The organism is Lentzea waywayandensis, from assembly GCF_900115955.1.
GTDB lineage: Bacteria > Actinomycetota > Actinomycetes > Mycobacteriales > Pseudonocardiaceae > Lentzea > Lentzea waywayandensis.
This window is the reverse complement of record NZ_FOYL01000004.1, coordinates 537,518-560,780: the sequence shown is the minus strand read 5'-3', so window position 1 is coordinate 560,780 and position 23,263 is coordinate 537,518. Positions and strand designations below refer to the sequence as shown.

Sequence of the window (23,263 nt, the reverse complement as noted above, 5' to 3'; positions counted from 1 at the left end):
GTAGGTGTACGGATGTCACTGGGCGTGCTCTGCCTCACTCTGATCACATGGACGGACAGGATCGCCTCGGAGACGAGCAGCGCCTCGCGCTGGAGCTCGCGGCCATCGGGCAGCGGCTGACGACGATCAGCTCGGAGATGCGCGAGCGCTCCGCCACGACCGCGGTGCTCGACGCACCGGAGGTGGCGCGGCCCGGCGAGGTACCGCAGCCGCCGGCCACGACCGTCCCGACTCCTCCGGCCGGAGTGCCGCAGCAGCCGACTGGCGCCGGCCAGCCGCCTGCGGGTTCACCGCAGCAGCCCACCGGTGTGCCGTCGCCGCCCCTTGGCGTGCCACAGCAGCCGACCGGCCCCGGCCAGCCGCCCGTAGGTGCGCAGCCCGCCGGAGTGCCGCAGCAAGGTCCCGGACCTGCACCGCAGCAGTCGCCCGTGGGTGCACCGCAGCAGCCGAACCCGTGGTCGCAGCACGCCGCCGCCTCGGCCCAGCTCCCCGGCCAGCAGGTCCCCCCTGGCCAGCAGATCCCTCCCGGCGCGCAGTTCCCGCCGCCCGGACCCCAGTTCCCGCCTCCCCCCGGCCAGCAGTGGCCCCACCCGCAGCAGCCGTGGCCACAGCCGCCGCTGCCGCCGCGCGAGACCCTGTTCGAGAAGCTCGGCAAGGACGGCGCCGGCGCGAAGCTGCTGGCCTGGGTCGGTGGCGCGATCACCGTGCTCGGCTTCGTGTTGCTGCTGGTCCTGGCCGTGCAGCGCGGCTGGCTCGGCCCGATGCCGCGCGTCATCGGCGGTGCGGTGTTCAGCGGCGCGATGGTCGGCATCGGCATGTGGCTGCACCGCAACCCCGCCGGTCGTACCGGTGCGATGGCGCTGGCCTTCACCGGTTTCGCCGGTCTCTACCTGGACGTGATCGCCGCGACGAGCCTGTACGGGTACCTGCCGGAAGGCGTGGGCCTGGTCGTCGGACTCGCCGTCGCGGCAGCCGGTGTCGTGCTCGCGCTGAAGTGGGACTCGCAAGCGCTCGCGGTCACCGTCGTCGCAGCTTGTGCCCTGTGCTCACCGATCATCACCGAGGGCTTCACGGTCCTGCTCGTCGGCTTCCTGCTGGTGCTGAAGATGGCCAGCACGCCGGTCCAGATCAAGCGCAACTGGCCGGGCCTCGCGATCGCCGGCGGCTTCCCCACGATCCTCGCCTCGCTGCTCACCACCGCGAACGCCATCCCGCGCTCCTACGAGTGGACCGTGGTCGGCGTCGCGGCGGCCACGACCGTCGTCGGCATCGCCGTCGCGTTCCTGACGATCCGCAAGCGGCCTGACGACATCGTCGCGGTGGCGTTGATCGCGGGTTCGGCGTTGCCGGCCCTGTTCGCGACGACGCTGCTCAAGGACCCGGCCAACTCGATCCTCGCCGGTGTGGTCGCCGCCGTGCTGCTGGCGATCTGGATGGTCCCCGACCTGCCGCGCGGGTTCACGACGGCGGCCGGTGCGGCGGGCATGCTCGCGTTGTGCCAGACCACGCTGATCGCACTCGACGGCAACGTCCGCACGGCGATCGTGCTGGCTGAGGCGGTGCTGCTGGCGGTGCTCGCGGCGCGGCTGAACAAGAAGAGCGCGCTGGTCGGGGCCGTGGCGTTCGGCCTGCTGGGGTTCTTCATGACGATCGGGCTGGCCGTGCCGATCACGTGGCTGGTGCAGGAACCGCGCTTCTTCAGCACCGTCGAGGCCGGCGACTACGCGGCCGGGCTGGTGACGGCGGTCGTGCTGGCCGTGTTCGCGGCCGTCCTGCCGTGGGCCGCGCTGAAGATGCAGGTGCTGAGCGAACCGGCCAAGCACCCGTTCCCGTGGATCGTCTCCGGGCTCGTGCTGCTCTACGGCGCGGCGGGCGCGGTGCTGTGCGCGGCGCTGCTGGTGTCGCCGAACGAGACCGGGTTCCTCTTCGGACACTCGGTGGTCACCGTGTCGTGGACGATCGCCGCGTTGTTCCTGCTGGTCAGGGGCATCAACAACAAGGCGCTGCGGATCTCCGGCCTGATCCTGGTCGGTGCCGCGGTCGTGAAGCTGGTGCTGTTCGACCTCTCCGCGCTCGACGGCATCGCCCGCGTGCTGGCGTTCCTCGGCGCCGGTCTGGTCCTGCTCACCGCGGGCGCCCGTTACGCCAAACTGGTGACATCCGCGAAGAATCCCGAGTCGTATGAATCCAAACCGGTGGCTCCGCCCTCTTACTGATCGTGCGACCGTCGCCCGCGCCGCCGTCGCGGGCGACGGTCGTACTACATCCAGGCAAAGATTTCCCTCGACCGAGTGACTGAAGTGGATCGAAAGCACCCGGAAGTGTTCCCATCGGGCGTATGGCAAAGCCACGCCTCGTGGCCGCGGTTCTAGCGCTCTCAGCGGCCTTCGCGGCGACGGGTGTTCACCAAGGGCACGAGTACACAACCACTTCTTCCGCATCGGTCGCACCGCTTGCGTACGTGGTGGGAAAGACCGGTCTCGTCCAGGTCGTGGACACCCGCAACGGCGCCGTTCTCACGCAAGCCGACACCGGAGGCCGCGCGACGGGGGTCGCCGTGTCTCCGGACGGGCGGCGCCTCTACGTGATCAACGGGTGGACCGGCGCGATCACCGTGGTCGACCCGGCCACCGGCGAGATCGTCGATCGGCTCTTCACCCAGGTCCAGCTCTCGCACGCGGCGATGCGCCCGGACGGCCAGCGGCTCTACGTCTCGGCCAGCGGCGGCATCGCGGTGGTGAACCCCGAGAACTTCCAGATGGTCGCGGTGATCAAGGCGGGCGGGCAGCCGCAGGGTCTCGCCGTCCACCCGGACAACAAGATCCTCTACGTCGCCAACTCCCAGGACGGCACGGTCGGCCTGGTCGACACGGCGACGGCGTTCCAGACCTCGACGGTGCAGGTCGGCGGGCTGCCGCAGCACCTCGCGATCTCGCCGGACGGCAAGCGCCTCTACGTGAGCAGCATGCGCCTCGGCGAGAAGACGCCCGGCACGCTGTCGGTGATCGACACGACCACGAACAAGGTCGTCGGCACGCTGGACGCGGGCAGGGGAGCGGGCAGCGTCGCCGTCACCCCGGACGGCGCGACGATCTACCTGACGCTGCCGAAGGAACGTTCGGTCGTGGTCGTCGACGCGGCGACCATGACGGTGCGCGAACGCTTGCGCATCGACTCGCCGAGCGTCGCCATCGCGCCGGGTGACACGAGGGTCTTCCTCGCCACCGGCACGACGACGACGGTCCTGGACAGCACGAACGCGGTGCTCACCACGTACCGGATGAAGACGGGCGAACTGCAGGAGGCGAGGCCGCGCCAGTTCGACGCGGCCATGATCGCCTTCCCGCCCGGTCAGCCGACGGCGACCGGCTTGCGGACCTCGTCGTCGAACGGGTCGTCGAGGTCGGCCGGCTCGTCGTGAAGCGCGAGGCGTTCCTGGATCCGCTTGAGCGGACCGGGTGACCACCACGCGGCGTTGCCGAGCAGCTTCATCACGGCGGGCACGAGCAGCATCCGGACGACCGTGGCGTCGAGCGCCAGCGCGAGGATCATGCCGACACCGACGAACCGCATCATCGCGACCTGCGAGAACGCGAACGCGCCGGTCACCACGATCAGCAGCAGCGCGGCCGAGGTGATCACCCGGCCGGTCTTGGCCAGGCCGGTGGTCACCGCTTCCTCCGTGGAAGCGCCCTGACCGCGGGCCTCGACCATCCTGCTGAGCAGGAAGACCTCGTAGTCCGTCGACAGACCGAACACGATGGCCGCCATCAGCACGACGATGCCGGATTCCAGCGGCCCCGGTGTGACGCCGAGCAGGTCGGCGCCGTGGCCCTCCTGGAAGATCCACACGAGCACGCCGAACGTCGCCGAGAGCGACAGCGCGCTCATCAGCACGGCCTTGATCGGCAGCACGACCGAGCCGAACGCCAGGAACATCAGGATCAGCGTCGCGCCGACCAGCAACGTGACCATCAACGGCAGCCCGTCCGCGATGGCGTCGAGCGAGTCGCTGACCGTCGCGGTGTTGCCGCCGACCAGCACCTCGGCTCCAGGCGGGGCAGGCAGTGCGCGGACGTCCTTGAGCGCCTGCTTCGACTCCTCGCTCAGCGCGTCGTTGTCCAGACCGGCGGCCGCGGCCGTGACGCCCTTGTCCGCACCCGTCGGCTGGACCTCGCCGACGCCGGGCACGTCCTTGACCTTGCCCAGGTACTCCTGGACGGCGGCCTGGTCACCACCCTTGATGACGATCTTGAAGCCGGTGTTGGAGAGCGCCGAGAAGTTCTGGTTGATGTTCTCGGTGGCCACGCGCACGGCGTTGCCCTCGGGCAGGACCTTCTCGGTGACCTGGCCGAACTGCACGCCGAGGAACGGCGAGCCGAGCGCGAGCAGCACACCGATGATCGGCACGGCGATCAGCACGGGCCGCTTCATGACCTTGGTGCTGAGCCTGCGCCACCCGCGTTCGCTCGGTTCCTTCTTGCGCCACGGCATGGCGAGCTTGTCGACCCGGTGGCCGAGCACGCCGAGCAACGCGGGCAGCAGCGTGACCGAGACCAGCGCCGCGATCGCGACCGACGACACACCGCCGTACGCGAGGGACTTCAGGAAGCCGTGCGGGAAGAGCAGCAGGCCGGCCAACGCGATGACCAGCAGCGTCGCGCTGAACACGACAGTGCGGCCGGCGCTTGCGACCGTGCGTCCGACGGCTTGTTCGGTCGTGCGGCCCTGAGCGAGCTCCTCGCGGAACCGGCCGACCATGAACAGGCCGTAGTCGATCGCCATGCCCAGGCCGAGCAGCGACGCGACGTTGACCGCGAACGAGTTGACGTCGGTGAAGAGAGCCACGGCGTGCAGCACGCCGAGCGAGCCCATGATCGCGAGACCGCCGACGACGACCGGCAGCGACGCCGCCACGAGACCACCGAAGATGATCACGAGCAGCAGCAGGACCAGCGGCAGCGAGAACATCTCGGCGCGCGTCAGGTCCTCCTGGGACATGTCGTTGATGGCCTTCTGGGTGGGCACGAGCCCGCCGACCTGCTCGCTGAAGCCGTCGACCTTCAGCTGTGACTGGATGTCCTGGAACTGCTTGATCTGCTCGTTCGAGTCACCGCTGCTGAGCGTGATGGCGACGAGCGCCTGCTGCTTGTCGTCGGACGGCACCGGCCCGACGGCCTTGAGCACGTCGTCCTTCGGGAAGCCGCTGATGTGATCGGCGACCTTCTTGAGCTCGAGCGGGTTCGCGAAGTCGCCGCGATAAATGACGATCACGTCACCGTTCTGCCGCCCGAACGCCTCCTCGGCTACCTTGTCGGCCCGCGCCGCCTCAGAGGAGGGAGCCTCGTAGCCACCCTGGCTGAGCTTGTCGAACACGCCGATGCCCCACACACCGCCGATCACGGCGAGCAGTACGGTCGCGATCAACACCACCCACCGGCGGCGATATGCGATAGATCCCCACTTCGCGAACATCGACGACGGCCTCCTGGGTTACCGTTCTGTTAATCCCGTGAACTCTTGTAAACACCGTTCACTGAAACCGTACGGGTCCATGGACGGGGTCTACAACCCGATGGAGTGACATATGACCGAGGCCACTCGCCGAGAACGGCTTCGCGCCGAAACTGAGCGTGAGATTCGGCAGGCGGCCCGCGCCCTTTTGGTGGAGAGCGGCCGCGATGCGGTTACCCTGCGTGCCATCGCGCGCAAACTGGGGATCACCGCGCCCGCCCTGTACCGCTACTACGACTCGCACGACGCTCTATTGCGGCAGCTCTGCGACGACATCTGCGCGGACATGGCGGCGGCTCTCTACGCGGACCTCGCCGCGGACACGTCAGGCCAGGTGGGATGCCAGGTCAGGGCGGTCTGCCACGCCTTCCGGCGCTGGGCCCTGGCGCACCCGCAGGAGTTCGCGCTGGTCTTCGCCTCGCCCCGAGACCCGCTCGGCGCCGACCAGTTCGGCTCGGTGTTCCTGCAGCTGGCCGGTCGGCTGATTGCGTCCAATCTGGTGGCGAACCACGCGGACGACGACGTGCCCGAGATCCTGCACGAGGACCTGGTGAGGTTCCAACAGGTTCTGATGGACGCGGTGTCGGTGCACGGCGTCGTCGTCGAGGACTCCGTCCTCAACCTGGGCAAGATCTACCACGTCGTCCAGTCGTGGGTCCGGCTGTACGGGCACGTGGCTCTGGAGGTGTTCGGACGGTTCCCGTTCGCGGTGAGCAACCCGGAGCCGATGTTCGACAGCATGCTCGACCAGATGCTGACGGACATCGGGTTCGCCGAAGACGCCTGAGGGGCGCCGCACCTGTCAGGTGCGGCGCCCCTCACGTTCAAGCGGTGACTACAGAACGATGTTCACCAGGCGGCCGGGGACGACGATCACCTTGCGCGGCTCGCCACCGGCGACCAGCTCGGCGATCTTCTCCTCGGACAGCGCCGCGGCCTTGATCTCGTCCTGCGACGCGGACGCCGACACGACGACCCGCGAGCGGACCTTGCCGTTGACCTGGATCGGGTACTCGACGGTGTCCTCGACCAGGTACTGCTCGTCGGCCTTCGGGAACGGGCCGTGCGCCAGCGAGCCGTCGTTGCCCAGCTTCGACCACAGCTCCTCGGCCACGTGCGGGGCCTGCGGAGCCAGCATCAGCACCAGGGCCTCCGCCAGCGCGCGGGGCGTGCCGGACGAGTAGTGCTTGGTGACGTAGTTGTTCAGCTCGATCAGCTTCGCGCCCGCCGTGTTGTAGCGCAGGTTCGCGTAGTCGTCGTGGACGCCGGCGATCGTCTTGTGCAGCAGGCGCAGCGCTTCCACGGACGCCTCTTCGTCCGTGACGCGCAGTGAGCCGTCGGTCTCGTCGACCAGGTTGCGCCACAGACGCTGCATGAACCGCTGCGCGCCAACGACGTCCTTGGTCGCCCACGGACGTGACACGTCCATCGGGCCCATGGACATCTCGTAGAACCGGAAGGTGTCGGCGCCGTACTTCTCGCACATCTCGTCCGGCGTGACGACGTTGTTCAGGCTCTTGCCCATCTTGCCGTACTCGCGGTTGACCTCTTCGCCGTTGTGGAAGAACTTGCCGTTCTCCTCGACGACCTCGGCCGCGGGCACGTAGAAGCCGCGGGCGTCGGTGTACGCGTACGCCTGGATGTAGCCCTGGTTGAACAGGCGGCGGTACGGCTCGTCACCGGTCAGGTGGCCCAGGTCGAACAGGACCTTCTGCCAGAAGCGCGAGTACAGCAGGTGCAGCACCGCGTGCTCGACGCCGCCGATGTACAGGTCGACGCCGCCGGGGTCGGTCGGGCCGTGCTCGGCCGTGCGCGGGCCCAGCCAGTACTTCTCGTTCTCCGGGTTGACGAACCGCTCGGTCTCGACCGGGTCGACGTAGCGCAGCTGGTACCAGCACGAACCCGCCCAGTTCGGCATGGTGTTCGTGTCGCGGCGGTACGTCTTCAGGCCGTCGCCCAGGTCCAGCTCGATGGTCGTCCACTCGGTGGCACGCGACAGCGGCGGCGACGGCTCGGTGTTCGCGTCCTCCGGGTCGAAGGTGCGCGGCGAGTAGTCGTCGACCTCGGGCAGTTCGATCGGCAGCATCGACTCGGGCAGCGCGATGGCGGTGCCGGCCTCGTCGTAGACGACCGGGAACGGCTCGCCCCAGTAGCGCTGGCGGCTGAACAGCCAGTCGCGCAGCTTGAACTGGACGGTGCCGTGGCCGTGGCCGTTCTCCTCCAGCCAGCCGATCATCGTCTTCTTGGCGTCGTCGATCGCCATGCCGTCCAGGCTGAGCCCATTTTCCTGGCGACTGTTGACCGCAGGTCCGTCGCCGGTGAAGGCCTCGCCCTCGAAGCCTTCCGACGGCTGCACCGTGCGGATGATCGGCAGGTCGAACTTCTTCGCGAAGTCCCAGTCACGCTGGTCCTGGCCGGGCACGGCCATGATCGCGCCGGTGCCGTAGCCCATCAGCACGTAGTCGGCGATGTAGACCGGGATCTCCTTGCCGTTCACCGGGTTTGTCGCATATGCCCCGATGAAGACGCCGGTCTTCTCCTTGTTCTCCTGACGGTCCAGTTCGGACTTCAGGGACGCTGCGCGCCGGTACGCGGCGATGTCTGCCACGCGATCGGGCGTCGCAATCTGGTCCACCAGCTGGTGTTCCGGTGCCAGGACCATGTAGGTCGCACCGAACAGCGTGTCCGGACGGGTCGTGAAGACCTCAATGCTCTCGTCTCCCACCGCGAATCGGACTCGGGCGCCATGCGAGCGCCCGATCCAGTTGCGCTGCATGGCCTTGACCTTGTCCGGCCAGTCCAGCCGGTCCAAGTCGTCGATCAGCCGGTCCGAGTACGCGGTGATGCGCATCATCCACTGGCGCAGGCTTTTCCTGAACACGGGGAAGTTGCCACGCTCACTGCGACCGTCCGCGGTGACCTCTTCGTTCGCCAGCACAGTACCCAGTCCGGGACACCAGTTGACGGGCGCCTCCGACATGTAGGCCAGCCGGAATTCGCCCAAGATCCTTTGCTGGTCGGCAAAAGACAGCTCAGACCACTTGCGACCACCCTCGACGTCCCGCTCGCCAGACTCGAACTGCGAGATCAACTCGGCGATCGGACGAGCCTTGCGCGCGTCCACGTCGTACCAGGAGTTGAAGATCTGCAGGAAGATCCACTGGGTCCACTTGTAGTACTCGGGGTCGATCGTCGAGATGCGGCGACGCTCGTCGTGGCCCAGACCCAGCCTGCGGATCTGACGCAGGTACGTGTTGATGTTCTCTTCGGTGGTCTTGCGCGGGTGCTGACCGGTCTTCACCGCGTACTGCTCCGCAGGCAGGCCGAACGCGTCGAAACCCATGGTGTGCAGCACGTTGCGGCCGTTCATGCGGTGGTACCGCGCGAAGACGTCCGTGCCGATGAAGCCCAGCGGGTGGCCGACGTGCAGGCCGGCGCCGCTCGGGTACGGGAACATGTCCTGCACGAACAGCTTGTCCGCGGGCACGTCACCCTTGAGCGCTCCAACGGGGTTGGGCGCGTGGTAGGTGCCGTGGTCCTCCCAGTACCGCTGCCACCGCTCCTCGATCTGGTTCGCCAGTTCGGCGGTGTAGCGGTAGGCGGGAATCTCCGCCGCGTCCGTGCTCATTTCAAGGTCCCTCTCACGTCGTTCCTGCCCCTGACATGACGAAACCCCCCAGCCCAGAAAGGGCATGGAGGGCGGCCGCGCCGACCGTCTTGCGATCAGGTCGTCGCGGCTAGATAAGGAGCAGGCGGGCCGTGCTCATGTCGTCAACGGTATCAGCGGACCGCAAGCGCGATGAACTGGGTGACCTGGGTCGCGCTGAAGTTGTCGTCCGAGACCAGCCACAACGTGCCGTCCGGGCCCCAGGCCATGCCTTCGAGGTTGTCCGGCTTCGTGAAGGTGCCGATGTCGGCGAGCAGGCGCTTCCTGTTCAGCAGCGGGCGGTACTCGAACAGGCGGACCTTGTTGCCGAGCGTCGGGCTGAACGACCGTTCGAGGGTCAGGTAGACGCCGGGGGACTTCTCCAGGATCGCCGTGACGCCGGTGCTCGCGTCCGGCGCGAACAGCGGTTCCTGCTGGTAGCGGTACTGGGCGACCACCTGACCGGTGCGCGTCTGGACGACGACCCTGCTGGTCGCGCCCTTCGTGGTGTCGGCCGGCGGGCCGTCCTGGAGGAGCGGGCCTTCCAGGGCGGTGACGATCAGGGTGTCGTTCAGGGCGAACGTCAGGCCTTCCAGCGCCTGGTTCTGCCGCGGACCGGACTCCGGCTTCATCCTGAGCTCGTCCGGCGTGGGCAGTGCTCGCTTGAAGGAGCCGTCCTTCCTGCTGAACTGCACCGACGGGTCGATGAGCGTGGTCGGCGTGCGGTCGCCCTCCTGGCTCCACAGCAGGTCGCCGGTCCACTTGTCGACGCGAACGTCCTCGGGGTCGACCGTGCCGGGCGCGTACGGACCGTTGGGCCCCACGAGAGAGTGCACGTCCGTGAACTCGACGCCCTTGTGGCTCAGCTTGCCCTCGTAGAACCGCGGCGCGACCCGGTCGTCGCTGATCAGGATCCACTTCTTCGTGCGCCGGTCGTAGTCGAGGCCGGAGATGCCGCCGACGGTCGTACCGCCCACGACCAGGCCTTTCGGCACGACGTGGTGGCCGAGGAACCGAACCTCGGGGGAGTGCGCCAGGGCGGGAGTCGCGAGCACGCCGAGCATCACGGGGACGAGCAGGAGTCGTCTGAACATGGCGCGCAGCACACCTGACCGGGGTGACTCGCAGGTGAACTGAGGATTCGTCTTACCCTCATGGAGTGAACATCGTGCTGTCGGTCGTCCTGGGTGTGCTCGGCGTCGCTCTCGGCGCGGTCGGTCTGCTGGGTCTGCAAGGCAAGCTGCGCCGCAACCGCTTCGTCGGCGTGCGTACGGCCGCCGCCCTGCGGGACGAGGAGACGTTCGCGCTGGCCAACCGGGTAGCGGGCGTGCCGAACGTCGCGGCAGGTGCCGTGGCGATCGTGTCGGGCGCGATGGCGTTCGTCATGGCCGACCTGGCCGTCACCGCTGGGATCATCGGACTGATCGGCGCACTCGCGATCGCCTTCGCCGGCGGGCTCGTCGGTAGCCGCGCGGCCGAGGCACTGCCGGAGCCGGTCAAGCCGAAGGGCTGCGGCGGGTGCGCGTGCGGTGGCGGCGGCTGCTCGCCGCTCGCGGGTCTGTAACCCGACGTTTCACGTGAATCAGGGCGGCCACGCGAAGGTCTGAGCCCCGGTGAGCCGCTCAACCGTCCCAGCACGTTGTTGCTGTGCGAACGGCGTTCAAATGTCGGGCTTACCCGTCCCCAGAACAGGCTGTGGTGCTCAACCGCACGTTCGGGTGCGTGCGTCTGGTGTGGAACAAGACCCTGGGGGAGCGAAACCATCGCTTCCGAACCAAGGGCGCCCGCACGACGTACCGGGAGACCGACACCGACGTCGCCGAGCTGGATCCGACGATGGTCGTGATCTCCCGCGATCCAGATGGACGCTGGTACGTGACCTTCTCCGTGGACACCGAAGCTCCGGTCCCGACCAGGCCAGTCAGCCACTCCATCGGTGTTGACCTCGGCCTGTCGGACTTCCTGGTGACCAGTGACGGCGAGCGGATCGCCAACCCACGACACCTCGCGGGCAAGGCCCGAAACCTCGCCCGCCACCAACGCAGGCTGGCCCGCTGCCGGCGCGGAAGCAGCAACCGCCGGAAAGCGAAAGCCAAGGTCGCGCGTGCCCATCGCAAGGTCCGCAACGCCCGCCAAGACTTCCTGCATCGCACCACCACTCGGCTGGTGCGCCCGGCCGACGTGATCGCGATCGAAGACCTCAACATCCGAGGCATGGTCCGCAACCATCACCTCGCCCGCGCGATCTCCGACGCGGGTTGGGGCGAGTTCCGCCGCCAACTCGAGTACAAGTGCTCCCGCGCGGGACGCTCGCTGGTCGTGATCGACCGCTGGTTCCCGTCCAGCAAGATCTGCTCCACCTGCGGCCACCGGCTCGCTCAACTCTCGCTGTCGGCCCGGCACTGGACGTGTCAGGGCTGCCGCACCCGGCACGACCGGGACCTCAACGCGGCGAAGAACATCCTTGCGGCTGGTCGAGCCGTAGCCCGAGCCGGCTCGGGCAACGCCTGCGGAGCTGATGTCAGACGGCAAGGGCCCACCCTTCCGCGATCAGCGGCGAAACAGGAAACCCGAACTTCGGGGAAAGCCAAGTGAATCAGTTGTCGCGGACGTCCTTCGGATAGGTCGACAGCAGCGCCAGCGGCATGCCCTGGCGGCGCAGCACCCGTCCCCACAGGTCGACGTTCGCGCCGACCAGCACGTCGTCGGCCAGTCCCGTCACGACGATCCAGTCGCCACGGTCGATCTCGCCCTGGAGCTGGCCCTCGCCCCACCCGCTGTAGCCGGCGAACACCCGCAGGCCGCGTACCAGCGGCATCAGGTCGTCCGGTTCGGCGTCGAGGTCGACCAGCGCTACCGGACCCTGCACGCCGACGAGTCCCTCCACGGTGGACGGGTCGGTGCCCAACTTCAACGCTGCCAGGCACAGCGCCGTCTTCTGCTCGACCGGGCCGCCGATGTGGATGCACTGCGGCTTCGTGACGTGGGAGCCCCACGGGGGCAGCACGTCGTAGACCGCCACCTCGGAGGGGCGGTTCAGCACGACGCCGAGGGTCCCCTCTGGACGTTGGTCGATGATGTAGACGACGGTGCGTGTGAAGTTCGGGTCGTTGAGGCTCGGAGCGGCAACCAACAGGGAGCCTGGCTCGACTTCGACTTCGTCATCGGGACGCACGTCACCATGAAATCACCCGTGATCGCCGGAACAACTCAGGCCCGCGTCCCGTTAGACTCAGGTGTCGGATGTCTTTGTGTCCCCCGGGCTCAACAGACAACCGCCTTCGCGGAATACCGTTCGGCTGGAGCCGCGTAGTGCGCCGCGCCGTGAGGCGACCTGGCATCCGATCCAAGAGAGCCGGACCGCGAGGTCCGGCTTTCGTGGTTTTCACCACTACGCGCATAGAGTGCAACGGTGACAACGCTTGCGGTGGAGAAGCACCACTGGGGATCACGCCGGTTCCTCGGCATCCCCGCCTACCGCAGGCTCCTCGCCACACGGCTCGCCTCGCAGTGGGGTGACGGGCTCTTCCAGGCCGGCCTCGCCGGCGCTGTGCTCTTCAACCCCGAACGGCAGGCCGATCCGGCGGCGATCGCGGCCGGGTTCGCGGTGCTGCTGCTGCCGTACTCGCTGATCGGGCCGTTCACGGGCGCGTTGCTCGACCGGTGGGACCGCAAGAAGGTCATCGTCGTCGCCAACGTCGCGCGGGCCACGTTCGTGCTGTTCACGGCCCTGGCGGTCGGTGCTGGGCTCAGTGGGCTGCCCCTCTACGTCTCCGCGCTCGTCGTCATGGGGATCGGCAGATTCGTCGGTTCCGGGCTGTCCGCGTCACTGCCGCACGTCGTCGACGAGGACCACCTGGTCGAGGCGAACGCGCTGACCACGACGGCCGGCGCGGTCATGGCCGTGATCGGCGCGGCCTGCGCGATCGGGTTCCGCACGCTGCTCGGCGCCGGGGACGGCGGTTCGGCGTGGACCACCAGCATCGCGATGGTCGGGTTGCTGCTCAGCGCGTTCATCGCCAGCCGGTTCAAGGCGGGCGTGCTCGGGCCGGACGAGGTCGACGAGCCGCACAACGCGATCACCGCCGTCGCCCGCGGGTTGCTGGACGGCGCGAAGGCCACCTGGCGCACGCCGAGCGTCACGGCCGGGCTGGCCGCGCTGCTGGCGCACCGGGCGGCGTTCGGCATGAGCCTGATGATCACGCTGCTGCTGATGCGCTACAGCCTGGAGGACGTCGGCATCCTCAAGGCGGGCATCGGCGGGCTCGGCGAGGTCGCGGTCGCCGGCGGCGCGGGTGTGCTGCTCGCCGGGATCCTGACCGACCGGATCGTCGACAGGTTCGGCGTCAAGCGCACGATCTGCGGTGCGTTGCTGCTCACGGCCGCGGCGCAGGTCGGGCTCGGGCTGCCGATGACGCTGCCGACCATCCTCATGGCCAGCTTCGTGATCATCTTCGCCGGTCAGATCGTCAAGCTCTGCGTGGACACCGCGGTGCAGCACGACGTCGGCGACGAGGTGCGCGGGCGCGTGTTCGCCCTCTACGACACCCTCTTCAACATCGCGCAGGTCACCGCGGTGACCATCACGGCGACGGTGATCCCCCTGGACGGGCGCTCGCCCGGCCTGATCCTCGTCGCCGCGAGCCTCTACCTGGTCGGCATGGCCGCCTACCTGGTCCTGTCAGCGCGGAAACGGCAGGTGCAACATGCCGGCCTCGTGCGCGAAGACGACAGCCGCCACACGATCGGGTAGTTCCAGGCGCCGCAGGATGTCGGCCACCTCGTCGGCCACCCGCTGCAGCCCGAAGCCGAGCACGCGCGCGATCTCGTGGTCGGCGTGACCGCGCGCGAGACACCTCAGCACGGCCCGTTGGTCGTCGGTCAGCACGTCCAGGTCCCGTACGGCAGGACCTGCGGAAAGTCCCCAAGCGAACATCTGCACCACCCCCATGCGCCCCCTAGCGCACTTCACATGGTGCATCCCCGCGCTGACACTTCGCTAACGCGGGGATTCCATTCGCTCACTATGCGTCACGGAGCGGGCGGGGTGATGCCCTGTTCGCGCGCCCAGTCGAGCAGCGCGGCCTCGGCCTCGTCGCGGTCCAGCGGCCCCCGGTCGAGCCTGAGCTCCTTGAGGAACTTCCACGCGGCACCGACCTCACGGCCCGGCGCCAGGCCGAGCAGCTTCATGATCTCGTTGCCGTCGAGGTCCGGACGCACGCGAGCGAGGTCTTCCTCAGCGGCGATGCGCGCGATGCGTTCCTCGAGAGAGTCGTAGGTCCGCTTCAGCAGGTTCGCCTTGCGCTTGTTCCGGGTCGTGCAGTCGGCACGGACCAGCTTGTGCAGCCGCGTCAGCAGGTCACCGGCGTCCGTCACGTACCGGCGCACGGCCGAGTCGGTCCACTCGCCGTTGCCGTACCCGTGGAAGCGAAGGTGCAGGTAGACGAGCTTCGCGACGTCCTCGGTGATCTCCTTCGAGTACCGCAACGCCCGCAAGCGCTTGCGGACCATCTTCGCGCCCACGACCTCGTGGTGGTGGAACGAGACACCGCCGCCGGCCTCGAACTTCCGGGTCGCCGGCTTGCCGATGTCGTGCAGGAGCGCGGCGATCCTCAGCACCAGATCGGGTGATTGATCAACTTCTTCAAGATCAATTGCCTGCTCCAGCACAACCAGCGAGTGGTCGAAGACGTCCTTGTGTTGATGATGTTCGTCGATCTCCAGCTTCATGGCCGTGAGCTCGGGCAACACGATGTCGGCCAGCCCGGTCTCCACCATGAGCTCGATGCCGCGGCGCGGGTGCGCGCCGCACAGGAGCTTCGAGAGCTCCACCTGCACGCGCTCCGGCGTGATGCGGGCGAGTTCGCCTGCCATCGACCGCATCGCCTCGATCACCCGCGGCGCCGCGGTGAAGCCGAGCTGGGAGACGAACCGGGCGGCGCGCAGCATTCGCAGCGGGTCGTCGCCGAACGACTCCTGCGGGGTCGCCGGCGTGTCCAGCACGCCGTCCCGCGCGGCCTGGAGGCCGCCGGTCGGGTCCACGAACTCACTCGCCGCGATGTCGAACGCCATCGCGTTGACCGTGAAGTCGCGCCGGACCAGGTCACCGTCGATGTTGTCGCCGAAGGTCACCTCGGGATTGCGGGTGACGCCGTCGTAGACGTCCGCGCGGAAGGTCGTGATCTCGATGATCTCGCCCTGCTTCGACGCGCCGACCGTCCCGAAGGCGATTCCGGTGTCCCACTGCGCGTCGGCCCAGCCGCTCAGCAGCTTCTGGATCTCCGCAGGTCGCGCGTCCGTGGTGAAGTCGAAGTCGTTCGTCGGGCGCCCCAGCACGGCGTCGCGCACACTTCCACCCACGAGGTAGAGGCGCTTGCCCTCGGCTGCGAACCGAGCGGCGAGCTCAGCGACGACTGGTGTAATTGCGGGAGCTTCCACCACCGCATTCTGCTGGAGCGATCGAGACACGAGAAACCAGCGTACTCAAGGTTCGTAAGTACGATCGGCCGTATGCCCTCGTCAGCCGCACGTTCCGGGAGCCCCAAGCCGGGGCGCCGGAAGAGGCGCCGGGGCAGGAGGCTCAAGACCGTCGACGAGACGTCGGCGGGTGGCCTGGTGCTCGACGCCGAGCAACGGGCCGCGGTGATCGGCAGACTTGACCGGCGAGGCCGGTTGCTGTGGTCTTTGCCCAAGGGTCACATCGAGGCCGGCGAGACCGCGGAACAGACCGCGGTGCGCGAGGTCGCCGAGGAGACCGGTATTCATAGCAGGGTGCTGCGCCCGTTGGGGTCGATCGACTACTGGTTCGTCGCAGACGACCGCCGGGTGCACAAGACGGTTCACCACTTCCTCCTCGAAGCGACGGGGGGAGAGCTTTCCGACGAAGACGTGGAGGTCACCGAGGTGGCGTGGGTGCCCCTCGGCGAGCTGGACGAGCGACTCGCGTATGCCGATGAGCGCCGTCTGGTCCGCCGAGCCGCCGAACTGCTCGCCGACCGCTGCCGCAACGGGGCGGAGTCGGCGTGAGGCTGAGGAAGCTCGTCTGCACAGCCGCTGTCGCCGCGTTCGTGGTGATCACAGCGCCGCCCGCAGGCGCGCAGCAGTCGCAGCCGGACGAGATCGACGCGTTGCCCTTCATGCCCGCTCCCGCCACCCAGGTGTGGGCGACCAGATCGCTGTCCGCCCAGCCGGGTCAGGCGCAGCCGCAGTTCCTGCGGCTCGACATCGACCAGCTCACCCCCCGGTTCGTCACGAGCGAGTCCCCGGCGACCGTCAAGATCACCGGCAAGATCGTCAACGTCGGCGACCGCAAGGTGTTCGACATCGTGCTGCGCCTGGAGCGCGGTGAGCCGCTGGGCTCCGAGGACGACCTGCGCAAGGCGCTGCGGGAGCCCGCGGCGGCCGAGGCCGTGCAGCCCAAGTTCACCCCTGTCGCCGGCGAGCTCGAACCCGGTCAGCAGAAGGACTTCACGCTGGAGGTGCCGCTGCGCGGTACCGAGCCGACCTCGCTGGAGGTCGACCAGCCGGGCATCTACCCGATCCTCGCGAACATCAACGGCAGGCCCGACTTCGGCGGCCAGGCGCGGCTCGCGGCGCTGTCGACGCTGCTGCCCGTGCTCGGGGTGCCCGGAGGCGAGACCAAGGGCAAGCCAGGTACGCCCGCGAAGCTGACGGTGCTGTGGCCGATCGCGGACCGCCCGCGCCTCGTCAGGCTCGGCGGCGAGGACGACTCCGAGCTGATCGACGACGAGCTCGCGACGTCGCTGTCGGTCAACGGCAGGCTCTACGGCCTGTTGCAGGCCTACGAGCAGGCGATTCCGTCGATGAGCACGGCCATGTGCCTGGCCATCGACCCCGACCTGCTGCGGACCGTGCAGGCCATGAGCAACGGCTACCAGGTGCGTGGCGGCGCGGAGGGCAAGGGCAAGACCGAGGCGAAGCTGTGGCTCGACCGGCTCAAGCTCGCCGTCACCGGCCGTTGCGTCGTCGCGCTGCCGTACGCCGACGCCGACCTCGTGGCGTTGAACAGGGCGAAGCTCGGCACGATGCGCACGCTCGCGGTGACGGACGGCCCCAAGCTCATCCAGGACGTCCTGTCCGTGCAGCCGCTGCCCGACCTGGTGTGGCCAGAGGACGGCGTGCTCGACCAGTCGACGTTCGACGAGCTGGTCACCCCGCAGCCGGACAAGAAGTACCCCGGCGCGAAGTCGCTGCTGCTCGACCCGACCGGACTCGCCGACGCGCCGGGCACCGCGCCCGTCGGTGTCGGCGGCAAGAACCCGGTGACGGCGGTCAAGATCGACTCGATGGTCTCGGACGCGCTGCAGGGCAGTGAGTCCCGGCCCCGCACGCTGTCCGGCGTGACCGCGCCGTTCGAGAGCCAGCCGGTGTCCGTGCAGAACGCGCTGGCGGTGCTGGTGTTCCGCGCCGGCTGGCAGGGCGACGGCCGCAACGTGCTGGTGGCGCCGCCCCGCCGCTGGCACGCGCCACTCTCGGAGATGACCGAGTTCCTCGTCACCTCCCAGAAGCTGCTGAGCGCCGGTTACGCGTCCCAGACCGGGCTCGAGGAGCTCACCAGGGCCACGCCGGCGGTGACGAACGCCAAGATCACCTACCCGCCGGAGGCCGGTGCGCGGGAGATCTCGGAGGTCATCTCCAACTCCGTGACGAGTCAGAGCGTCGAGCTCAACGGCCTGGTCGCGGCCATGCAGCAGGAGGACAGCGAGCACGCCTCGCCCTCCGACCTGGCCGACCCGCTGTGGCTGGGGCTGCTGCGGGCCATGTCCGGCGCGTGGCGGGGCAACGAGCAGGGCGCGAGGTCCGCGGCCGAGGTCAGCCAGGGTGAACTGAACGCGCTGACCGGCATGGTCGGCGTGACGCAGCCGAACAGCCCGATCCTGCTCGGCTCCGGAGACAGCCCGATCCCGGTCACGATCACGAACAAGCTCGACGTCCGCGTGACGGTCCGGATCAACCTCGCCGACACCCCCGGCATCCGCAAGCTCGACCTCGCCGACCAGGTGCTTCCCGCCCGCGGCGAACGAGTCGTGCGAGTGCCGGTCGAGGTGCTGCGGTCCGGCCGGTTCCCGGTCAGCGTGCGCCTGACCACTCCCGAGGGCGTCGCGCTCGGTGACACTGTCAAGCTGGAGGTGTCGTCGTCCGCCTACGGCACCATCACGGTGATCATCACCGTGATCGCGGGCATCGCGCTCGTCCTGCTTTCCGGGCGCCGGATCTACAAGAGGGTCCGCGCTCGCAACGGCGAGAACGGCGACGCACCGTCCATCGAGAACGTCACACCGGAGAAGTCGAGCGCGTGAGCGAGACAGCCACGACCACCCAGCCAGAGCAGCAGAAGCAGGAGCCGTCGGTCGCCAGAGCCAGCGGCTCGATGGCGATCGCGACGATCGTCAGCCGGGTCACCGGCCTGCTGTCGAAGGTGCTGCTGGTCGCGGCACTGGGCATCGGCACCCTCAACGACTCGTACCAGGCGGCGTCGACGCTGCCCACGATGATCAACGAGCTGCTCCTCGGCGGCATCCTGACCAGCGTGGCGATCCCGCTGCTGGTCCGCGCCGAGAAGGAGGACGGCGACGGCGGCGAGTCGTACGCCCAGTGGCTGATCAGCATGGGCACGGCGATCCTCGGGGCCGGCACGGTGATCGCGGTGGCCTGCGCCCCGCTGCTCACCTCGCTGTTCATCGCCGACTCGCCCAACGCGAACCGCGATCTGGTCACGGCGTTCGCCTACCTGGTGCTGCCGGGCATCGTGTTCTACGGCCTGACCGCGCTGATCGGCGCCGTGCTCAACGCCCGGCACGTGTTCGGCCTGCCCACCTGGGCGCCGGTGCTGAACAACCTCGTCGTGATGCTGGTCCTGGGCGTCTACTGGATGCTCCCCGGCGAGATCACGCTCAACCCGGTCTCCATGACCGACACCCACATCCTGGTGCTCGGCCTCGGCACCGCTCTCGGTGTCGCGGTGCAGGCGCTCGTGCTGTTCCCGGCGCTGCGCAGGACCGGTTTCCGGTTCAAGTGGCGGTTCGGCTGGGACGCGCGGCTCGCCGAGTTCGGCAGCCTCGCGTTCTGGGTCCTGCTCTACGTCGGCCTCGGTTTCGCCAGCATGACGGTGCTGACCAAGGTCGCCACGCACGGCGACGGCGCGCTGACGGCGTTCAACTTCCAGTGGCTGATCGCCCAGGTGCCCTACGGCGTGCTCGGCGTCTCGCTGCTGACCGCGCTGATGCCGAAGATGAGCCGGGCGGCCGCGAACAACGACAACGACGCGATCGTGCGCGACCTCGTGTTCGGCAACCGCATGTCGTCGATCCTGCTGATGCCGTTCAGCGTGCTGATGACGGTCTCCGGTGTGGCCATCGGCCTCGCCGCGTTCGGGTTCGGCAAGTCGGGCGTGGAGGGCGGCACGGCGGTCGGCCTGGCGCTCGCGCTGTCGGCGTTCGGCCTGGTGCCCTACGCGGTCACGCTGCTTCAGCTGCGCGTGTTCTACGCGATGAAGGACGCACGCACGCCGACGCTGATCCAGGCGCTGATCGTGGCGGTCCGGATCGGGTTGCTCTACTTCTTCCTCGCGGTGTCCGAGCCCGAGCAGCTCGCGGTCGGCGTGTCGCTCGCCATGTCGCTGAGCTTCGTCTTCGGCGCGATCGTCGGTCAGGTGTGGCTGCGGATCCGCCTCGGGCGACTGCGCACCGGCTTCACGATCTGGACCGTGTGTCTCACCGTGGTGGCGTCCGCGGTGGCCTTCGCGGTGGCCAAGGGAGCGAACTCGCTGGTCCTGGACCTGATCGGCTTCTCCAACCCGGTCATCGCCGCTTGGTTCGAGACCATTCTGGTGACGTTGATCGGTTTGCCGCTCGCGTTCGGCCTTTTGGCCGCGTTCCGGGTACCCGAGATGAAGCCGGCGATCGACAAGATCAACCGTTTGGTGCGGCGAAGGTGACTCCAGTCAGTGAGCGCCGTCCCGTACCCTCGTGTCCGTGAGTAGCGGAGTTCACGCCGCGCTGGTTCCCGGCGGCGTCATCGGCAATGGCCGCTACCGGCTGCTCGCGAAATCCGGCGCCGACGCCAGGTCCAACGCGGAGTTGTGGCGCGCGCGGGACGGTCAGCTGAACCGGGACGTCGCGCTGACGGTGTTGCTGGGCGATCTGGCGGACAACGAGGCAGCGGCCCGTGCCCGCCGAACGGTCGAACGCGCGATGCACGCGGCGTCGTTCACGCATCCCGGTGTTTCGCGGGTGATCGACGTGCTGACGCCCGGCACCGGCATCCGCGGCGACGAAGGGATCCTCGGCATCGTCATCGCCGAGTGGACCCAGGGCACCGACCTGATGGACCTCATCGCGGAGGGCCCGCTGCCGGCGGGCGCCGCGACCCGTCTGCTCGAACCGCTGGGCGCCGCCATCGAGGGCGCGCACCACGCCGGTCTCGTGCTGGGCGCCGACCACCCGCAGCGCATCCGGGTCACCTCGGACGGCCGCCTGCGCCTCGCGTTCCCCGGTCCTCGGCCGGACGCGATCGCGCGCGACGACGTCAAGGGCCTCGGCGCGATCCTGTACCTGCTGCTCACCGGCCGATGGGCGTTGCCGGGCGGCCCTCAGGGCGTGCCGGTCGCACCGACCGGGCCGGACGGGTCCGTGGTCGCACCGAACGCGTTGCACCCGTACCTGCCGCACGACCTGTCGTCCGTCGCGGTGCGGTCGTTGGAAGACACCTCGGTGGGCGGCATCCGCACGTCCGCGGCGATCCTCCAGGTCCTCGACCAGATCGCGGCCGAGGAGGCCCAGACCTCGCTGATCCCGGCCGTGGCGGCGTCCCGCGATGACGACGACCAGGTCGTGTGGACGACCCAGCGGCCGAGGCAGGACAAGCAGCAGAAGAAGAAGCTGTGGATCAGCGTCGGCGTGCTCGCCCTCGCCACGCTGACCGTGATCGTGTGGCTGAGTGTGCAGATCGTCGGGTTCTTCAGCGACGAGCCGTCCAAGGGCGGCGGCCCGACCGTGGTGATCAACCAGCCGGGGTCGAACGGTCAGACCGCGCCTCCGCCCGCGCCGGCCGGACCGGTGCAGCCGGGCCAGATCGGCGTCTACGACGTGACGAACCAGCCCGACAACGCGAACCAGGCGAGCCGGGCGGTCGACAACAACGCGGGCACGTTCTGGCGGACCGACAACTACTTCCAGCCGTTCCCGACCCTGAAGCCCGGCATCGGTCTGATGGCGTCGTTCGCGGAGCCGGTGAAGCTGGCCTCGGTCACGATCACCTCGCCCAGCAAGGGCACGAAGGTCGAGATCCGGGTGGCGTCCGCGCTGGACTCGCCGCTCGAGGAGACCAAGGTCATCGGCGTCGCGGACCTGTCCGACGGGCAGACGCAGATCCAGCTGAACGACCACGAACCGACCGGTCACGTCCTGATCTGGATCACGCAGCTGACGAGCTCCGGCGGCGGCAAGAACCAGTCGGAGATCCGCGAGATCGTCTACACCCGCGCCCAGTGACATTGGCCGCCGGCGCGGCGGCGAGGTCGCCGGGAAGTCGGCCGTCCGCCCGACTCGATCGCACCGAAGTGGGCTCCGCCGATTTCGGCACGATCGGGTGACCGGACGACCGACGCGACCTCGCAATCCCTCCTGGTCCACCGCACGGAACCTGACCGGGTGACCTTTGATCACCCTCGCTATCCTCGGCCCGTGACCGCCGCAGCCAGCTCGGACGCCGATCTCATCTCGGCCCACGCCGCAGGTGACCCGTACGCGTTCTCGGAGCTGGTCAAACGGCACCGCGACCGGATGTGGGCGGTGGCGCTGCGCACGCTGCGTGACCCGGAAGAGGCCGCGGACGCGCTCCAGGAGGCGTTCATCTCGGCCTTCCGGGCGGCGTCGTCGTTCCGCGCCGAGTCACAGGTCACCACCTGGCTTCACCGGATCGTGGTGAACGCGTGCCTCGACCGGATGAGACGGCGACAAACAAGACCGACAGTGCCGTTGCCCGAGGCAGGTCCTGGCGAGCCCGTCGCGCCCCGTGACGCGATGAGCGACCGCGAGACCAGCCTGATGGTGCAGCAGGCGTTGATGGAGCTGCCGGAAGAGCAGCGGGCGCCCATCGTGCTGGTCGACGTCGAGGGGTATTCCGTCGCCGAGACGGCGAAGCTCCTGGGCATCGCGGAGGGCACGGTCAAGAGCCGGTGTGCGCGAGGTCGCGCCAAGCTGGCCAAAGTTCTCGGGCACCTCAGGAACCGAATCGCAGATGCGAACGTCCCAGCTGACGGTGTGAATGTGCAAGAGCAACGTCAGTGGGAGGGCCGATGACCGGCATGGAGCGCGTGCCGATGGGTCCGCCGTGGTCTGTTGACCTCATCGCGGACCTGCACGCGGGCGTGCTGCCCCCTGAGGTCGCCGCACAGCTGCGTCCGAGGGTCGAGGCGGACGCGGAGGCCAGGGAGATCCTGCAGGCGCTGGACGCGACGCTGATGGACCTCCAGTCGTTGCCGCCCGTCCCGATGCCCGACCACGTGGCCGCGCGGATCGACGCCGCGCTGGCCGCCGAGGCCCGTCCCGGCATCGCGCCGGTCGTGTCGCTGAACGACGCTCGCAAGCGCCGCAACCGAAGGCTAGGCCTCGGCGGTGGCGTGCTGGTGGCCGCTGCCGCCGCGTTCGGCATCGTGCTGGCCGTGTCGCCGGGCTCGCAGACGCCGTCGAACGACAACGCGCAGCCTCCGCAGGCGACGTCCAAGCCGAGCGCGGCACCGCCGCTGGCGCTCAAGCGCGACGCGCTGGGCTCCGCGGTCGGCGAAGTGCTCAAGGCGCAGAACTACGGACCGCTGGAGACCCCCGACCGGTTGGCCGGCTGCCTGCAGGGCGGCGGCATCACCAGCTCGGGCAACCCCCTCGGCATCAGCCCGGTCAACCTGGAGGGCAAGGACGCCGTGATGGCGATCCTGCCTGCGGGTATCGGCAAGTACCGGCTGGTCGTGCTGGACCCGGCGACCTGTGGGCCGGACAAGCCCGAGGGCGTTCTCGCGGACACGACCGTGGGCCAGAGGTAGTCGCTCAAGTCACGGAATTAGCTGCACCTACGATCCGTTGAGCC

Annotated in this window: 18 protein-coding genes; 12 read left to right on the top strand and 6 right to left on the bottom strand. The window is 68.8% G+C overall.

All coding sequences use genetic code 11. The features are described from left to right. Window positions 1-47: 47 nt before the first annotated feature. Both BM417_RS18395 and BM417_RS18390 read left to right on the top strand, forming a co-directional pair. The gene (locus tag BM417_RS18395; RefSeq protein ID WP_093595169.1) at window positions 48-2,216 is read left to right on the top strand and encodes a DUF2339 domain-containing protein; all 2,169 of its coding nucleotides are present in this window, start codon (window positions 48-50) and stop codon (window positions 2,214-2,216) included. Window positions 2,217-2,461: 245 nt separating this feature from the next. After that, a complete protein-coding gene (locus BM417_RS18390) occupies window positions 2,462-3,421 on the top strand; it encodes a YVTN family beta-propeller repeat protein (protein ID WP_177320479.1) in 960 nt (319 codons plus the stop codon). Here the strand turns inward: BM417_RS18390 and BM417_RS18385 are convergent. Continuing rightward, complete coding sequence (locus BM417_RS18385) at window positions 3,352-5,475, bottom strand: MMPL family transporter (protein WP_093595163.1); 2,124 nt, start codon at window positions 5,473-5,475, stop codon at window positions 3,352-3,354. The genes BM417_RS18390 and BM417_RS18385 overlap by 70 nt on opposite strands. A gap of 112 nt (window positions 5,476-5,587) precedes the next feature. Here BM417_RS18385 and BM417_RS18380 point away from each other — a divergent pair, with 112 nt between their 5' ends. Continuing rightward, window positions 5,588-6,301, top strand: coding sequence for a TetR/AcrR family transcriptional regulator (locus tag BM417_RS18380; protein WP_093595160.1), 714 nt, complete (start codon window positions 5,588-5,590; stop codon window positions 6,299-6,301). Between the two features lie 48 nt (window positions 6,302-6,349). On the opposite strand, the gene leuS is transcribed toward BM417_RS18380, so the two are convergent. Both leuS and BM417_RS18370 read right to left on the bottom strand, forming a co-directional pair. Beyond that, window positions 6,350-9,142 (bottom strand): leucine--tRNA ligase, encoded by a 2,793-nt coding sequence (leuS, locus tag BM417_RS18375; protein ID WP_093595157.1) that lies wholly within the window; start codon window positions 9,140-9,142, stop codon window positions 6,350-6,352. Between the two features lie 152 nt (window positions 9,143-9,294). After that, window positions 9,295-10,254: an esterase-like activity of phytase family protein gene (locus BM417_RS18370; RefSeq protein WP_093595154.1), complete on the bottom strand. Its 960-nt coding sequence runs from the start codon at window positions 10,252-10,254 to the stop codon at window positions 9,295-9,297. 65 nt (window positions 10,255-10,319) lie between these two features. Between BM417_RS18370 and BM417_RS18365 the strand changes: the two genes are divergently transcribed. After that, the gene (locus tag BM417_RS18365; RefSeq protein ID WP_245821986.1) at window positions 10,320-10,724 is read left to right on the top strand and encodes an SdpI family protein; all 405 of its coding nucleotides are present in this window, start codon (window positions 10,320-10,322) and stop codon (window positions 10,722-10,724) included. An 83-nt stretch (window positions 10,725-10,807) separates the two neighbouring features. Continuing rightward, window positions 10,808-11,755: an RNA-guided endonuclease InsQ/TnpB family protein gene (locus BM417_RS18360; RefSeq protein WP_093595151.1), complete on the top strand. Its 948-nt coding sequence runs from the start codon at window positions 10,808-10,810 to the stop codon at window positions 11,753-11,755. A 1-nt stretch (window position 11,756) separates the two neighbouring features. Here BM417_RS18360 and BM417_RS18355 read toward each other — a convergent pair whose 3' ends face one another. After that, the gene (locus tag BM417_RS18355; protein WP_093595148.1) at window positions 11,757-12,335 is read right to left on the bottom strand and encodes a YqgE/AlgH family protein; all 579 of its coding nucleotides are present in this window, start codon (window positions 12,333-12,335) and stop codon (window positions 11,757-11,759) included. A 237-nt stretch (window positions 12,336-12,572) separates the two neighbouring features. Between BM417_RS18355 and BM417_RS18350 the strand changes: the two genes are divergently transcribed. After that, entirely contained in the window at window positions 12,573-13,913 is a 1,341-nt protein-coding gene (locus BM417_RS18350; protein WP_407656155.1) for an MFS transporter, read from the top strand. Here the strand turns inward: BM417_RS18350 and BM417_RS18345 are convergent. Both BM417_RS18345 and BM417_RS18340 read right to left on the bottom strand, forming a co-directional pair. Then, a complete protein-coding gene (locus BM417_RS18345) occupies window positions 13,842-14,096 on the bottom strand; it encodes a LuxR C-terminal-related transcriptional regulator (RefSeq protein ID WP_177320478.1) in 255 nt (84 codons plus the stop codon). The two genes, BM417_RS18350 and BM417_RS18345, sit on opposite strands and share 72 nt — an antisense overlap. A gap of 95 nt (window positions 14,097-14,191) precedes the next feature. Continuing rightward, window positions 14,192-15,628 carry a CCA tRNA nucleotidyltransferase gene (locus BM417_RS18340; protein ID WP_093595139.1) on the bottom strand — a complete coding sequence of 479 codons (1,437 nt, stop codon included), beginning with the start codon at window positions 15,626-15,628 and terminating at the stop codon, window positions 14,192-14,194. A 42-nt stretch (window positions 15,629-15,670) separates the two neighbouring features. Here BM417_RS18340 and BM417_RS18335 point away from each other — a divergent pair, with 42 nt between their 5' ends. The 6 genes from BM417_RS18335 to BM417_RS18310 all read left to right on the top strand — a co-directional run bounded on the left by BM417_RS18335 (window position 15,671) and on the right by BM417_RS18310 (window position 23,219). Then, a complete protein-coding gene (locus BM417_RS18335; protein WP_093595136.1) occupies window positions 15,671-16,186 on the top strand; it encodes an NUDIX hydrolase in 516 nt (171 codons plus the stop codon). Beyond that, a complete protein-coding gene (locus tag BM417_RS18330) occupies window positions 16,183-18,480 on the top strand; it encodes a DUF6049 family protein (protein WP_093595133.1) in 2,298 nt (765 codons plus the stop codon). The genes BM417_RS18335 and BM417_RS18330 overlap by 4 nt, the downstream gene beginning before the upstream one ends. Further along, window positions 18,477-20,117, top strand: a complete 1,641-nt coding sequence (gene murJ / locus BM417_RS18325) for a murein biosynthesis integral membrane protein MurJ (protein WP_245821985.1) — start codon at window positions 18,477-18,479, stop codon at window positions 20,115-20,117. The genes BM417_RS18330 and murJ overlap by 4 nt, the downstream gene beginning before the upstream one ends. A gap of 31 nt (window positions 20,118-20,148) precedes the next feature. Further along, complete coding sequence (locus tag BM417_RS18320; protein ID WP_407656154.1) at window positions 20,149-21,672, top strand: protein kinase family protein; 1,524 nt, start codon at window positions 20,149-20,151, stop codon at window positions 21,670-21,672. 192 nt (window positions 21,673-21,864) lie between these two features. After that, window positions 21,865-22,482, top strand: a complete 618-nt coding sequence (sigM, locus tag BM417_RS18315) for an RNA polymerase sigma factor SigM (protein ID WP_089927514.1) — start codon at window positions 21,865-21,867, stop codon at window positions 22,480-22,482. Then, window positions 22,479-23,219 (top strand): hypothetical protein, encoded by a 741-nt coding sequence (locus BM417_RS18310; protein WP_093595130.1) that lies wholly within the window; start codon window positions 22,479-22,481, stop codon window positions 23,217-23,219. Before sigM ends, BM417_RS18310 begins: the two co-directional genes overlap by 4 nt. The last annotated feature ends 44 nt before the right edge of the window (window positions 23,220-23,263 follow it).

Bases quoted from the DNA above. Each gene is read 5' to 3' on its own strand.
- BM417_RS18395 (WP_093595169.1), top strand. From the start codon at position 48: ATGGACGGACAGGATCGCCTCGGAGACGAGCAGCGCCTCGCGCTGGAG.
- leuS (WP_093595157.1), bottom strand. From the start codon at position 9,142: ATGAGCACGGACGCGGCGGAGATTCCCGCCTACCGCTACACCGCCGAA.
- BM417_RS18345 (WP_177320478.1), bottom strand. From the start codon at position 14,096: ATGTTCGCTTGGGGACTTTCCGCAGGTCCTGCCGTACGGGACCTGGAC.
- BM417_RS18335 (WP_093595136.1), top strand. From the start codon at position 15,671: ATGCCCTCGTCAGCCGCACGTTCCGGGAGCCCCAAGCCGGGGCGCCGG.
- BM417_RS18385 (WP_093595163.1), bottom strand. From the start codon at position 5,475: ATGTTCGCGAAGTGGGGATCTATCGCATATCGCCGCCGGTGGGTGGTG.
- BM417_RS18310 (WP_093595130.1), top strand. From the start codon at position 22,479: ATGACCGGCATGGAGCGCGTGCCGATGGGTCCGCCGTGGTCTGTTGAC.
- BM417_RS18380 (WP_093595160.1), top strand. From the start codon at position 5,588: ATGACCGAGGCCACTCGCCGAGAACGGCTTCGCGCCGAAACTGAGCGT.
- BM417_RS18370 (WP_093595154.1), bottom strand. From the start codon at position 10,254: ATGTTCAGACGACTCCTGCTCGTCCCCGTGATGCTCGGCGTGCTCGCG.